At 37.4% G+C, this 13,686-nt stretch carries 14 protein-coding genes; 10 read left to right on the top strand and 4 right to left on the bottom strand.

Annotated features, from left to right (window positions below; genetic code table 11):
- The first annotated feature begins 8 nt into the window (after positions 1-8).
- Positions 9-443, top strand: a complete 435-nt coding sequence (locus VJJ26_00090) for a hypothetical protein (GenBank protein ID HLC06561.1) — start codon at positions 9-11, stop codon at positions 441-443.
- 166 nt (positions 444-609) lie between these two features.
- Here VJJ26_00090 and VJJ26_00085 read toward each other — a convergent pair whose 3' ends face one another.
- Positions 610-1,929, bottom strand: coding sequence for a hypothetical protein (locus VJJ26_00085; GenBank protein HLC06560.1), 1,320 nt, complete (start codon positions 1,927-1,929; stop codon positions 610-612).
- A gap of 407 nt (positions 1,930-2,336) precedes the next feature.
- Between VJJ26_00085 and VJJ26_00080 the strand changes: the two genes are divergently transcribed.
- The 7 genes from VJJ26_00080 (at position 2,337) to VJJ26_00050 (ending at position 8,701) form a co-directional block, all read left to right on the top strand.
- Entirely contained in the window at positions 2,337-3,059 is a 723-nt protein-coding gene (locus tag VJJ26_00080; GenBank protein HLC06559.1) for a hypothetical protein, read from the top strand.
- A 380-nt stretch (positions 3,060-3,439) separates the two neighbouring features.
- Positions 3,440-4,219, top strand: a complete 780-nt coding sequence (locus tag VJJ26_00075) for a macro domain-containing protein (protein HLC06558.1) — start codon at positions 3,440-3,442, stop codon at positions 4,217-4,219.
- 135 nt (positions 4,220-4,354) lie between these two features.
- On the top strand, positions 4,355-4,657 hold the full coding sequence (locus VJJ26_00070) for a nucleotidyltransferase domain-containing protein (protein ID HLC06557.1): 303 nt from the start codon (positions 4,355-4,357) through the stop codon (positions 4,655-4,657).
- Positions 4,645-5,079, top strand: coding sequence for an HI0074 family nucleotidyltransferase substrate-binding subunit (locus tag VJJ26_00065; GenBank protein ID HLC06556.1), 435 nt, complete (start codon positions 4,645-4,647; stop codon positions 5,077-5,079). The genes VJJ26_00070 and VJJ26_00065 overlap by 13 nt, the downstream gene beginning before the upstream one ends.
- A gap of 96 nt (positions 5,080-5,175) precedes the next feature.
- Positions 5,176-6,633 carry a F0F1 ATP synthase subunit beta gene (atpD, locus tag VJJ26_00060; GenBank protein ID HLC06555.1) on the top strand — a complete coding sequence of 486 codons (1,458 nt, stop codon included), beginning with the start codon at positions 5,176-5,178 and terminating at the stop codon, positions 6,631-6,633.
- Between the two features lie 12 nt (positions 6,634-6,645).
- On the top strand, positions 6,646-6,894 hold the full coding sequence (locus tag VJJ26_00055) for a hypothetical protein (GenBank protein ID HLC06554.1): 249 nt from the start codon (positions 6,646-6,648) through the stop codon (positions 6,892-6,894).
- A gap of 202 nt (positions 6,895-7,096) precedes the next feature.
- Positions 7,097-8,701, top strand: coding sequence for a DUF87 domain-containing protein (locus VJJ26_00050; GenBank protein ID HLC06553.1), 1,605 nt, complete (start codon positions 7,097-7,099; stop codon positions 8,699-8,701).
- 64 nt (positions 8,702-8,765) lie between these two features.
- On the opposite strand, the gene VJJ26_00045 is transcribed toward VJJ26_00050, so the two are convergent.
- Positions 8,766-9,377 carry a hypothetical protein gene (locus VJJ26_00045; protein HLC06552.1) on the bottom strand — a complete coding sequence of 204 codons (612 nt, stop codon included), beginning with the start codon at positions 9,375-9,377 and terminating at the stop codon, positions 8,766-8,768.
- A gap of 99 nt (positions 9,378-9,476) precedes the next feature.
- The gene (gene leuS / locus VJJ26_00040; GenBank protein HLC06551.1) at positions 9,477-11,933 is read right to left on the bottom strand and encodes a leucine--tRNA ligase; all 2,457 of its coding nucleotides are present in this window, start codon (positions 11,931-11,933) and stop codon (positions 9,477-9,479) included.
- A 208-nt stretch (positions 11,934-12,141) separates the two neighbouring features.
- Between leuS and VJJ26_00035 the strand changes: the two genes are divergently transcribed.
- On the top strand, positions 12,142-12,417 hold the full coding sequence (locus VJJ26_00035; GenBank protein ID HLC06550.1) for a hypothetical protein: 276 nt from the start codon (positions 12,142-12,144) through the stop codon (positions 12,415-12,417).
- Positions 12,418-12,507: 90 nt separating this feature from the next.
- On the opposite strand, the gene VJJ26_00030 is transcribed toward VJJ26_00035, so the two are convergent.
- Positions 12,508-12,909: a hypothetical protein gene (locus VJJ26_00030; GenBank protein HLC06549.1), complete on the bottom strand. Its 402-nt coding sequence runs from the start codon at positions 12,907-12,909 to the stop codon at positions 12,508-12,510.
- 367 nt (positions 12,910-13,276) lie between these two features.
- Here VJJ26_00030 and VJJ26_00025 point away from each other — a divergent pair, with 367 nt between their 5' ends.
- On the top strand, positions 13,277-13,600 hold the full coding sequence (locus VJJ26_00025; protein ID HLC06548.1) for a hypothetical protein: 324 nt from the start codon (positions 13,277-13,279) through the stop codon (positions 13,598-13,600).
- Positions 13,601-13,686 lie beyond the last annotated feature (86 nt).

The raw sequence follows: 13,686 nt of genomic DNA, 5'->3' as shown, positions 1-13,686 counted from the left end.
GAAAAACTATGTTGATGCGATGTGTAACTTTTTTTGTTGATGAACTATTGTGGATGATGACGTGGGGTTGGTATCAGCTTACGTTGGGACTTGTTTTTACGTGGTTCATGTTTATTCTGATGGGCCGTATGCGACTTATGCCAGCATTATTTTTGACCGTAGGTTCATATGCTTTTGCAATTGTTACATATTTTGGATTTGTTTCATGTCTTTTGATTAGTTTTTTTCAATGGAAATTTATTGGTGGTGGTGTGCCTAATGTCTATTGTACTCTTGATGCATCATTAATTTTGGGTGGAATTTTATCGGTATTGCAGTGTTTGTTTTATTGTATTATTAATTACTGGCGCCCTTTTTTTGTGACACATTTTTTTATACTCTCGTTGGTGAGTAACTTATTAGCAGCATTTTGTGCATCATTTTTTATAAGATTGACGTTTTAAATAAGTTGTTATTTTATCTTTCCGCATCCTTCGATACTTTTTTGCAGACAAAAAAACTCAGGACGAGCGGAGAAAAAGAATACTCAAATTCCGCTCGCCCTGAGTGTTCTACGAAGCCTTGGCGAAGTAGAATGTATCGAAGGGTATTCCTTATTTTTTATACGGCTTACATTTTAGCCAGAATGTTTTTCGTTTCCTTCTTATAACTCTCAACCTCTGGTTGATCAAACGGATTAACGTTCAAGAGGTATCCAAGGTACATAATCTCAATCATTTTAATCTGCATAAATTGGCCAATATAGTACGCAGATTTTTCTGGCAGCTTGCACGTTACAAAAGGACGATTATCGTGAAGATATGCTTTTTTTGTACCTTCTAAAATAGCATTCATGATTGTTGCGAGTGATTTTGTTTGAATTTGTGGCACAAGTGATTCAAATTCTTGATAGTTTGGAAGTGTTACTTCCGACTTATTTTTTTCCACGTTTACAAACGTTGTAAACCTATTGTATGGTCCCGCCAAATAGAGTTGTGCAACAGAGTGCAGATCAATACTGCCAATGGAAATTGTTGGTATAACACCTGTGTTGATACGTTCGTTATTTTTGTTGAAAGCTTTTCCAAGACTTTCGGCGGATAGTTGTCGGTACCATGCACCACAGTATTCAAGTGCGACAGAAAAAAGAAATGTATCGTGAATGATATTACCACGATTGTAATGAGTTCCGATAATAGCTGCGCTTAGTGCAGCAGGGTTGGAAGCAATAGTTTTTTGTGTGCACATTGCAAAACCATTTTGAGCGCCTTCAAGTAATTTTTTACAGTCAACTTCTAAAAAACAAAGTGGAAACAATCCAACTGCTGAAAAAACCGAATATCTTCCACCAACACGGTTTGGAATGGTAAGAAGTGTAAACTCTTCTCGTTGTGCAAGTTGCCACAAAGCAGAACTGTGATCCGTTGTTGCAACTACAAATGTATGATAATTATAGGGACGGTGACTTTTAAGAATTTCAAGAAAGATTTCAAAATTGGCAATCGTTTCTGTTGTAGTGCCCGATTTGCTAATCACGTTGAGAACAATATTGTTGCCTGTTATAAGTTCGTGTTCAACTAATTGTGCAATGTCATGTACGTGGTCGGCGTCAACAGTGTCAACAAAATATACTTTAATTTCGTGTGCTTCGTTATAAAACTTTCCTCGTAATGCTTCTAGAATTGCAATGGTGCCAAGGTTTGATCCACCTATGCCAATTACAACTAATGTTGTTGGATGCAGCTGTTTTTTTTCTTTTACCGTTGCGCATATTGTTTGTAATAGTTCTGCATCAAAGGGAAGGTTTATTGATGCATAGTCGGAGTTGTAACCAGTTGTATGAGCAGCGCAAATCCGTTCAATTTCTGGCAATAGCTTATCTTGTAAGGTGTTGAGTTCACTACTGTCAACTTGGCAGGTGTGTTCATATTCAAGCACTAGAGAGTCCATTTTTATTCCTTTTAAGGGGGAGTTTTTATTGTAGCAAGAAGAATCGTAGTTCTTTGCTGAAATTATATACGATACCTCCTGTCCCGCTCGCCCTGAGTGTTTTTACATAGTAAAAATGTATCGAAGGGTACGGAATAAAACAAGTTTTATACTTATCAATTTGCCGGTTAGTTTCTTTGACCAGGCTACCTAAAACTCTCATTCTCATCCTTCGATACATTTTTGAGGACAAAAACACTCAGGACGAGCGGTGTAGGACTACTCAGAACGAACGGAGTCTTTGAGGTTTTGTCCCATTTAATGAGGGCTTTTGCGCATATCTAAACCATCCTGTATTATAAATAAGAATTATTATTAATCATAAATCTTATTAAAATCCAACAAGAAAATTTGGGTGGGGGTTTGAGGTGAAAAATAACAAGAAGTTTTTAGGTCTCTTTTTAGCAGCCCTGGTGCTGTTGCCTGGGTGCATGAGAGTATCAAGTTATACGCGTAGACCATTGCAATTATTTAAAAATTATTTTGCTTATACACAAACTGAACAAGGCATTACTGTTCGCGCAAAACAATTTAGCTGCGCAGAAAAATATTATTTTTTTGATGGACGAACTGCATTGTTGGATGACATTGAAATAATCTATCTCTCTGTTCATAACTTAAGCGGTAAACGTTATATCATTTCTCCTAATGGAATTTGTATTCCACAAATGTTATTCCATGATGTTAATGTATTGATCAAAAAAACAAATACTATTACTCGTCTTTCAGGGGCGGCTGTAAGTGGGTTTATTGCAGCTCTTCCATTTACCATTACTTCTATAGTGACGTTTCCTGTTGGAACTCCCGGTGTTGTACTTCTTCCTTTTTTAGGTGCAGCTGTTGTTGCGATTCCTTTAGGCTGTATATTCTTAGCACAAGGCATAAAATCTGCTGTTATGAATCACCGTATCAGCAAAGATCTTAAAGAAAAAACATTGCATAAAAAAGTAATAATTAAATCTGGTGGACAGTATGAGTGGCTTATTTTTGTAAAATCATCAGATTATCGACCGAATTTTACGGTAACAATGCATGAAATAGGCAATGCCAAAAATGATATTACTTTTGATGTGAATCTTGGCGAATCGTGATACCATAAAAAAATTTTCTTTTTGTTCATTAACCAATCGTTTTTTATGAGCTTATCCGAAAATTAATTAAGCTCCTATTCTGGTCAATTTCTTGTGTGCTCGTCCTGAACTTGCCCGCCGTCGCTCAAGCTATGGCGGACTGCGCCGGCCGAAGTCTTGACGAAGGCTGGTTGAAGGATATCTTCGAGCGCTCGGGGATATCCTTTTTAACCCAATCTTCACTTCGTTTCAATTGGGTACCCATTGGAAGGAACTGGAAATGGGTTAAGCTGACGAGCGCAGGGATAAAATTAAAGATTTTAGATAATTTTGAATTTTCGGATAAGCTCTATGTATAGCTAAAAATGGTAGAGGTATTTTTATAGTGAAAAGGATAATGTATGAAGTTCTTACAAGCTATCGTTTCTATTATGGTTTTTTTAAGTATTGGATCTGTAGTGGCTAGGGGAGTAGGGGGCCAACCTGCTGCAGTACCTGTACAACAGGATGTCCAGCCATCTCCATTAAAAAAAATTACTCCTGCAATTCCTGCGCCAGCAGAAAAATTGCCACCTGAAGACATAAAAAAAGTGCAGCACGTTAAAAAAACGAATGGTCCAAGGCCACGAAGGATTAACAGAACGCGTATTACGATTGTGCAAGGTGATATTACACAACAAAAAGTTGATGCAATTGTTAATGCTGTAAATGAAGATTTAAGTCATGGTGGTGGTGTTGCTGCTGCAATTGCTAAAGCAGCTGGACCAGAGTTGCAAAAATATTCTCATGCAATGCCAATAATGTCTGGCGGTAAGCGTTGCCCAACGGGTAAGGCGGTAATTACTCCAGCATTTAATTTGGAAAAAGTAGGTGTTAAGAAAATAGTTCATGCAACAGGACCTCGTGGTGATACTCCCAACAAAGAGCAGTTATTGCGCGATGCATACCTCAATAGTTTGCAAGTTGCTCAAGATAATGGCTTAAAGAGCATAGCTTTCCCTGCGATTAGTACGGCAATATTTGGTTATGATATTAATGAAGCTACGCCCGTTGCATTTGCAGCAGTGAGTGATTTTGTAAAAACACACCCAGGAGTTTTTAATGAAGTGCGATTTGTGCTTTATTCGGACAAAGATCTTGCTGTGTACAAAAAATATGAAAACATGCTGCGTGTAAAATAATAATATTGATTTTAAAAATAAGGGCGTTCTGATAATTTTCAGAGTGCTCTTATTTTATTTTCTTGGGAATGATACGAATGATGGTATCCTAAAATGTATCGATATAAATGAATTTAGATTACAAGGTATTATGTTATGACACAACTATCTCATAATGTTCCGCAAGAAGAGACAATGGTACAATTGCTTACTGTTCTATTTCCAACGGCAACGATTTACTTGTTTGGTTCTCGCGCTCGTGGAGATCATACAGAACGATCTGACATCGATGTAGCAATTGATTTAGGAAGAGAGATGGAGTTAAGAGAAGTTGCCAAAGCTCGTGGCGTGCTTGAAGGACTCAATCTTCCTGAAAAAATTGATGTGGTAGATATGCATTCAATTCCTGCAGCTATGAAAGAATTTATTTTGAAGGAAGGCGTGCTATGGAAAAATTAGAGAAAAAATATAACAACTTAGTAAAAATTCATCGGCGACTAGCTACTGCTATAGAAAAATATAAAGAGGCGTTGGCTGATGAAAATGCTGATTGCGAGACAATAGATCTCATACGGGACTCTTTGATTAAACGATTTGAATTAACGTACGATTTGCTATGGAAGTATTTACGAGAGTATGTAATTGCAGTGCGTGGAGTTGCTATTGATTCTCCTCGCAAAGTATTTCAGGAATGTTTATCTTTAGGACTTACCAATAGAGAAGAAACTGTTCAACTTGTTGATTTGATAGAAGACAGAAATTTAACCACTCACGTGTATGATATTGATTTGGCAAACAAAGTTGCCGCGGATATTCAAAAGCATCATGACGTGATTCAGGCGATTATTATGAAAGCATCGCCAAATACTCTAAAAAAATGAAGTTTGTAATACCCTCTTCTTTACAAAGAACAATACATGGTTTAGGTTAAATACTACGTAGGATTTACACTATTTTTATGCACAAGGTGCATCATAATGAATCAATTCGAAAATACTGCAAAAACTGCTTCCCCACACAACACAAAAAGTGGCTATGTCCTTGGCATAACAGGCACTATTGTTGATGTCCAATTTCCGTATGAATCTACACCACATATTCTTAATGAGCTGCATATTATTTTTCCGCAACGGAATGGCGAGCCGCAAAAAAAGGCAAGCATAGAAGTTGAACAACAGCTTGGTGATGGTGCAGTGCGATGCATAGCGATAGAAAATATTTTTAATATTACCCGTGGTTTGGAAGTTGTTGACACCGGAGCTCCTATTACAGTGCCGGTAGGTAGACAAGTTCTGGGGCGCGTTTTTAATGTACTGGGCAACCCGATCGATGGTAAACCAGCAATTCAAACAGAAGAAAAATGGCCCATTTTTAAATCAGCTCCCATATTTACCAGTATCAAAGTAAAAAATGAGATCCAAGAAACAGGGATCAAAGTTATTGATATTATGTGTCCATATATCAAAGGTTCAAAAATTGGACTTTTTGGTGGTGCGGGTGTTGGTAAAACAGTTTTAGTGCAAGAGCTCATCCGTAATATTGCTACAGAACATGGCGGTGTTTCAGTGTTTACCGGTATTGGTGAACGTACGCGTGAGGGAAATGAGCTGTGGCTAGAAATGCAACGAACAGGTGTCCTTGATAAAACGGCACTTGTGTTTGGTCAAATGGGTGAAATGCCTGGTGCACGTTTGCGTGTTGGTCTTACGGGACTTACCATGGCAGAATATTTTAGAGATAAAGAAAAAAAAGACGTACTGTTATTTATTGATAATATTTTTAGATTTGTACAAGCAGGTTCAGAGGTTTCGGCGCTTCTTGGTAGAATGCCTTCCGCTGTTGGTTATCAACCCACACTTGCTTCTGAAATGGGTGCATTTCAAGAACGCATAACAAGTACTGTTGATGGTTCAATTACTTCAATTCAAGCAGTGTATGTTCCTGCCGATGATATCACTGATCCGGCGCCAGCAACAACATTTATCCATTTGGATGCAAGCACTGTTCTTTCTCGTAAATTGGTAGAACTTGGTATTTATCCTGCTGTTGATCCGTTGGTATCTAACTCAAAAGGTTTGCAAGAAAATATTATTGGAGAACGTCATTATCGTGTTGCGCGTACTATTCAAAATGTTTTGCAGCGATATAAAGAGTTGCAAGATGTGATCGCTATCCTTGGTATGGAAGAGTTAGCGGAAGAAGACAAAATTATTGTTAAACGTGCAAAACGTATACAAAAATTCTTAACGCAACCATTGTTTACGGCAGAGTTTGCTACAGGTATGCCGGGGCGCTACGTATCACGAGAAAAGGCGATTGAGGATTTTGAAAAAATCTTAACCGGTGATTATGATCATTTGCCAGAAGAAGCGTTTTACATGGTTGGCACGCTTGAAGAAGTTCTGCAAAAAACTGAAAAATTGTTACAAGTATAAAGAGGTTTGCGCGTGAAGTTAGCAGTAGTCAGTCCGCAACATAAGTATGAATATACGGTGCAATGGATTGAAGCGCATACGCCATCTGGTACATTGATAGTAAAACCCAATCATGCGCCGATAATTCTCTCTCTTATTGCAGGTTCTGATTTTTCATTTGTTTTGGATACGGATGAAAAAAAAATAATTCGTCTTGTTCGTCCAGGTTTTTTGGAAGTAACTAGAACAAGTGCAACTGCACTTATTAGCCAAGAAGGTTAATAGCGTTATTTTTCTGGATAATTTTTTTCCTCGCGCTCACCCTGAACTTGTTGAAGGGTCAAAGCGCGCTTAATTATCCCCAATTCCGCTAAGAGCTCCATTGGGGGTCCCCATGTGAAGAGAATCGAAACAAGGGGTTAAACTGATGAGCGCGGAGAGTAATGATGAGTAAATTAATAATTATAAGTACGAAGATGTGGTCATGAAAAAAATTCTTGGCCATATCATATCCGGTTCACTGACGGAAGGTTTGGTCATTCGCATTTCTCCTGATACTTCGCTTGAAGAAATAAAAACAGGTAAGTTTGTTTCTATCAAGGGTAAATCTCATACCTTTTTTTCACTCATTACTGATCTGACGTTAGAAGTTACACATCCTGATATTTTACTGTATCCGCCCACACCAGAAGAAAAATTGCTCACATCGTTATTAAAACAACGCGACATCTATGCGACTGCTACGTTAAAACCAATGCTGATGCTTACTCAAGATGACAAACCGTCGCCGGTTAAAACTATTCCTGCTCACTTTGCAGTAGTTCACGAAGCAGATAAAAAAGATGTAGCGCTTATTTTTGGTGATGAAGCGCATATCAGTAAAAAATATTTTAGCATTGGCTGTCCGCTTGATATGGATACGCCTGTGTGCATTGATTTAGAAAAATTAACTGAACGCAGCAATGGTATTTTTGGTAAAACAGGGACAGGAAAAACGTTTTTAACGCGATTAGTATTGGCCGGACTGATTAAGAACGATAAAGCAATTAACCTTATTTTCGATATGCACAGTGAATATGGTCTGCAAGCACGTAAAGAATCGGAACATCAATCATTTGTTAAAGGGCTAAAAACATTGTTCCCTGACCGCGTTGCTATTTTTTCACTGGATCCCGATTCAACTCGTCGCCGTGGCGGCAGCCCCGATGTTGATATTGTGCTTTCGTACCAATCAATTCAGGTGGAAGATATACTGTCTTTACAAGATGAACTTAATCTCCACTCAACGGCAATTGAAGCTGCATATTTGATTGTTGCACAATATAAACAGGATTGGTTATACGTGCTACTCAATCAGGGAGAGACGTTAAAAGAATTTGCACAATCAATTGGTGCGCATCCAGAATCAATTGCTGCGTTATATAGAAAATTAAAACGCATTGAGCGTTTACCATTCTTTAAGCCGTTACACAAAGGTGCGCATGTACCGGTTATCGATCAGATGATGGAATTTATTGATAAAGGCATCAATATTGTTGTGGAGTTTGGTAATTATACTTCCACATTTGTGTATTTGTTGATTGCCAATATTATTTCTCGCCGTATTCACTCTGAGTATGTTGCTAAAACTGAAAAATTTTTGGGGTCGCAACAAAAGCATGATGAACCAAAAAAATTATTGATTACTATTGAAGAAGCGCATAAATTTTTAAATCCGCAAGCTGCACGCCAAACAATCTTTGGCGTAATTGCACGAGAAATGCGTAAATATTATGTTTCATTGCTGGTTGTTGATCAGCGGCCTTCTGGTATTGATCCAGAAATAATTTCTCAAATTGGTACCAAAATTGTTGCACAATTGAATGATGAAAAAGATATCCAGGCGGTGCTGACTGGTGTAAGTGGTGCAACAGCATTACGATCAATTTTAGCTTCTCTAGACACCAAAAAACAGGCACTATTGCTTGGTCATGCAATTGCAATGCCTGTTGTTGTTCAAACACGTGAATATGATGAAAAATTCTACCGTGCAATGGGTGATCCTGTTACTGCGCAGCATATTAATCAGTTTGTTGACGAGTTATTTTAGGGTTATTTGTTTGTTCATAGTCATTCCTATTGTATGTTGAGCTATTAGAATTACTATATAGTGTTTACGGAGCTTTGATAAGTTCTTTTGGTTTGTTTCCAAATAATAATTGGGCTTCAGTAGACATTGATGTCCGTTTGTACTCTTCAAGTAAAGTTGTTTGTTCTTTATATTTATTCATCCAATAATATGCTACAGGTGCTGGTACATAGCCATTGCGTTCTTTGCTTATTCTTTTTACTTTTTTGAGCAATAGATCATTTTTTGCTAGAGATGTTTGATATGCAACAGCGCAGAGTACTAGCTGCATCCAATTATTAGTTATGGTAAAATTTTTGGTCGTTTCACTTTGTTCTGTTACGATATCAACCATTTTTTGTTGTTCTGTTTTTATGGTGAGTATATTTGTGTTGAGCGCATCAAAAATCTTTTTTTTCTCTTCTTTTTTTTCTGATGAGTCTTTTATTGGTTGAATTACCGGTTGATGTACGCAATATTTATGAATAAGAGCACAAAGCGCAGCTCCTATGCAAAAAGATATAAAGCAGATAATTGCGTAAGGTTGCGATGGTTCAAAGCTTAATTCTTGTGGGGGCATGCAATTCAAGGGTTGTATGGTGAGAAGCGTGCACAAAAAGAGTATTAAGAGATTGCTTTTCGCATGCAAAGTGTGCATTGGATCTCCTTTTTTTTATGGTGATTTTATAATAACACTACCACCTTTATAAAAAATAAAGAAAGCAAATTGTATAGTGACAGTTTGCTTTCTTTATTTTTACTTTTTTTGTCTCACTACAAAACTAATCAAACGGTCTTTCACAAAAACCACTTTGACTACTTCTTTGTTTTCTAGCCAGTTTGCAATAGCAACTCTTGTCAATGGTTCAACAACTGATTGCTCAGATTCGCGTTTTACTTGTACGTTACCGCGATGTTTACCATTAACTTGAATAACTATTTCTACATTATTTTCATACGTATATTCTGGATTTGCGTATGACCAAGAACAATCTTGCAATTGTTTATTAAACAATTGTTCAAGCAATTCACTTGCCATATGCGGTGCCATCACAGAAAGTACAACAATCACTTTTTCTGCCGAATCACGGCTCAAGCGCATATTGTTACTTGTTACATCATTAATCCATTCCATGAATGCAGAAAGTGCAGTGTTTGGTTTGAATAAATCAATACGTTCTTGAAAATCTTGTAACAATTTATGTGTGCGGCGAGTAACTGCAATGTCTTCTTGTTCACCTTGTGGCAATATAGTTGACTGTTTAACTAAATAATCGTGCACGCGGTGTGCAAAACGTTTTACACCTTCAATACCACTATCTTGCCATTCGCAATCAAGTTCTGGTGGACCCATGAAAAGAATATACATGCGCAATACATCTGAACCATACTTTGCAACCATTTCATCAGGGCTGACAACATTGCCTTTTGATTTTGACATTTTTTCAACAAGGCCAGATTTTTCTGAATATTTTAGTACCATGCCTTGGTTGAACAAATGTTTGAATGGTTCATCAAATGGTAAATGGCCTAAATCATACAACACTTTTACCCAAAAGCGTGCATACAGAAGATGTAAGATTGCATGTTCAACACCACCAACATACAAATCAACGGGAAGCCAGTAGTTCATGTCAGCAGCATCCCACGGTTTATCTTTCAAGTGCGGGTTTGGGTAGCGTAAGAAATACCAACATGAACCTGCCCATTGTGGCATAGTATTTGTTTCGCGCTCTGCAGGGCCGTTACATTGTGGACATGCAACATGTACCCAATCGTGTACTGCTGCAAGTGGAGATTCACCAGTTCCTGTTGGTTGATAGTGTTCAATTTCTGGTAACAGTACGGGAAGCTGGTCTTCTGGAACAGGGACAATGCCACATTTTTTACAATGTATTAATGGTATAGGCTCTCCCCAATAACGTTGGCGTGAGAATATCCAATCGCGTAATTTATAATTAGTTGTGCGTCGCGCAAGATTGTTTTTTTCACAGTAGCGGATTATTTCATCACGTACATCACCAGCCCTTCTCCCTGCAAAAAGAGTTGGTTCAGAGAGAATCCCATTTTTCATATCGGTATAACAGATTTCAAAATTTTCCACTTGTTTGCGCAATTGCGCATCTTCAGGGAATAATACTGCTTTAAGTTTGATGTTATATTTTTTTGCAAACGCAAAATCACGTTCATCATGTGCAGAACATTTAATAATACCAGTTCCATAATCAGCTAACGCAAAACTTGCAACCCAAATAGGAAGTTCTCCGTTACCAACAGGATCAATTGTGTAGCATCCGGTAAAAATACCTTTAGGTTCATGGCCTGCGGCTCCTTTGTCACGAATGCGGTCTTGTTCAATTTCATGGCACATTGCCATGATTTCATCACGATGTGGTGATTTTTCAATGAGATATGGTAACAACTGATGATCTGGTGCAATTACTAAGAATGTATCAGCGCAAAATGCTTCAAAATGAGCAGAAAATGTTTCCAACACAAGGTGAGAATCTTTTACAGGAGAAGAGAAAATTAATCCTTCACTTTTACCAATCCAGTTGCGTTGCATCAATTTTACTTTTTCTGGCCATTCAAGTGTATCAAGACCTTGCAACAATTTTTCTGCGTATGCGGTGATTTTTAAAATCCATTGTCTAATTTCGCGTTGCACCACTTCTGATCCACAACGTTCGCACTTACCATCAATAACTTCTTCGTTGGCAAGACCTGTTAAGCATGATGAACACCAATTGATTGGTGCAAGATCTTCGTAGGCAAGGCCTGCTTTGAACATTTGTAAAAAGATCCACTGTGTCCATTTGTAGTAATCAGGATCTGTTGTATTGAGTTCTTTATCCCAATCGTAGAGTGCAGCAATTTCTTGCAGTTGTTTTTTAAAATGAGCAATATTGTGTGCGGTACCTTCTTTTGGTTGAATACCTTTTTTTATTGCATCATTTTCTGCAGGAAGACCAAATGCATCCCATCCCATTGGATGCAAAATATTATAACCTTCAAGCCATTTGATACGTGTGTATACATCAGAAAGTACATATCCGCGCCAGTGCCCCACATGCAAGCCACTGCCCGATGGATACGGGAACATATCTAAGCAGTAAAACTTCTTCTCGCCGTTGGCAGGTTTAGTCTTTGCAGGAGTGTGTTCACTCCATCGCTTCTGCCATTTTTTTTCGATTGCTGAAACATCATAATTCATTGAGACATTCCTTTATGGTATCTGAAAAAATCATTACTTTACAGTATAAACTGTTTATTTTTATGCGCAAAAAAACAAACAGTAATTAGTGTAGTATTGTTTTTTGGCAAAATTTTGATTTTCTGTTGAATTACTTGTGAATAATGGTGAAAATAGCGTAGGCTATAGGGGTTTTATGCTTATTATTTTATAAAGAAAGGGTCATTTGATGAAAAATACAGCTCTACTATTTATTGCGCCATTTCTTTTCAATACGGCATTGTTGATGACTATGGATAATAATTCACCAAAGCTTGGTAGATTGCGTCCAGAAGAAAGAAGACCGTGGTATGCCCCGGAAACTGAAAGATTAACGCCAGAAGCACGAAAAAAAATAATTCAGGAGCAAAATAGGCGTTCTCCTTCACCATTACCCTCTCGATGTAAAAAAATACTTACAAAACAGAAACGCAACTATAGTAAATTATCAGATGGAGAAAAATAATTGAGAAAGATCAATTAAAAAGTGTGATTAATTAAAGATAATTTCCGCTGAGTCTTTCAAAATGGCCAAGCGGAAATTATCTTTTTGAACTTATTGTTGACGCGCAGTTTCCTTGAGCTCTGTTAAAACACCAAACGCTACATAGCCAACGAGTATTGCAATATCGCGTAAAATAATATCGTACATGCCGCCTATGGTAAGTAAATTAAGAATTACTACACCAAGCCATGCAGCAACCAAATATGCGCCAAAACGGGTATATTTACTCAAAATAATAATACCTGCGATAATTTCTATGATTCCCACTATTGGTACGATTTTAGGAGTGATTATAGAAGGAAGATAGAGAATAACGGTAGGACTTACGTAGATATTCCAATTAACAATGTAAAAGAAGAATTTATCAAGGCCAATGGCGATGGGTACTAATCCGTAGATATATTTCAGCGAGAGTAGCAGTGTATTAAACTTGTCTTCATTAATCATCAACATGAGAACTCCTTTTTAATTTAGAGCCTAACTCGCTGCGCTCATCCTGAACCTGTTGAAGGATCAAGCGCTTTATTCTTCAACAAGTTCAGAATGAGCGCGAAGGATTAGTTTAGGGATAGGCTCGGATGTTTTTTGATAGATGTTTTAGACATACCATATTGCGTGATAACTGTGTAGAAAAAAATGAGCATTAAAAAACCCCCAAAGATTGGAGGTTTTTTAACTATATAAAATTCAGTAATTATTTCTTTGAATATAGTAGTTTAAAAACAACAAAAAGTCAATAACTATAACGAAGATTTGGGTATTTTGGGTTGCCAATCTTTGTGCCTGATTTATACTGAAAACATAACTATAAAGGAAAAATATGCAGATTATACGTGAAACTTTTACAAAAAATTCTTGGTTTGAATTCTCTACTATTGAACAATTAGCGAATATTGGTTGTGATGTAGAAATGGCAATTCATTGGCGACACAAAGGTGATCAATTACAGTCCAATGATGCAGTTGAAAAAGCTCTTGAATTATTGGAGTTAACAATTATTGATCCAAAAAATGTAAAACGATTACGAGAGATAACGGGAGTGAAGGCATTACTTCTTGATGATTTCCGTGGTAATAATGAATATCAATCGGTTCATTCAAGTTTGAAGTGCGACTATCTCAGCGCCAAACGCCTCGGCGGCTGACCTAAAACCTAGGCACTTCCTTGGTAAATTATTTATCTTTGTTTCAATCCGGTCTAACTGATCCTCAGTTAAATCCTTAAGCGGTA

This window comes from Candidatus Babeliales bacterium, assembly GCA_035288105.1.
Lineage (GTDB): Bacteria > Babelota > Babeliae > Babelales > Vermiphilaceae > SOIL31.
This window is presented reverse-complemented; position numbering and strand designations above follow the sequence as displayed.

What these genes read in the sequence shown, in the direction of transcription:
- VJJ26_00090 (HLC06561.1), top strand. Translation starts at nt 9, where the DNA reads ATGTTGATGCGATGTGTAACTTTTTTTGTTGATGAACTATTGTGGATG.
- VJJ26_00085 (HLC06560.1), bottom strand. Translation starts at nt 1,929, where the DNA reads ATGGACTCTCTAGTGCTTGAATATGAACACACCTGCCAAGTTGACAGT.
- VJJ26_00075 (HLC06558.1), top strand. Translation starts at nt 3,440, where the DNA reads ATGAAGTTCTTACAAGCTATCGTTTCTATTATGGTTTTTTTAAGTATT.
- VJJ26_00070 (HLC06557.1), top strand. Translation starts at nt 4,355, where the DNA reads ATGACACAACTATCTCATAATGTTCCGCAAGAAGAGACAATGGTACAA.
- VJJ26_00065 (HLC06556.1), top strand. Translation starts at nt 4,645, where the DNA reads ATGGAAAAATTAGAGAAAAAATATAACAACTTAGTAAAAATTCATCGG.
- atpD (HLC06555.1), top strand. Translation starts at nt 5,176, where the DNA reads ATGAATCAATTCGAAAATACTGCAAAAACTGCTTCCCCACACAACACA.
- VJJ26_00050 (HLC06553.1), top strand. Translation starts at nt 7,097, where the DNA reads ATGAAAAAAATTCTTGGCCATATCATATCCGGTTCACTGACGGAAGGT.
- VJJ26_00045 (HLC06552.1), bottom strand. Translation starts at nt 9,377, where the DNA reads ATGCACACTTTGCATGCGAAAAGCAATCTCTTAATACTCTTTTTGTGC.
- leuS (HLC06551.1), bottom strand. Translation starts at nt 11,933, where the DNA reads ATGAATTATGATGTTTCAGCAATCGAAAAAAAATGGCAGAAGCGATGG.
- VJJ26_00035 (HLC06550.1), top strand. Translation starts at nt 12,142, where the DNA reads ATGAAAAATACAGCTCTACTATTTATTGCGCCATTTCTTTTCAATACG.
- VJJ26_00030 (HLC06549.1), bottom strand. Translation starts at nt 12,909, where the DNA reads ATGTTGATGATTAATGAAGACAAGTTTAATACACTGCTACTCTCGCTG.
- VJJ26_00025 (HLC06548.1), top strand. Translation starts at nt 13,277, where the DNA reads ATGCAGATTATACGTGAAACTTTTACAAAAAATTCTTGGTTTGAATTC.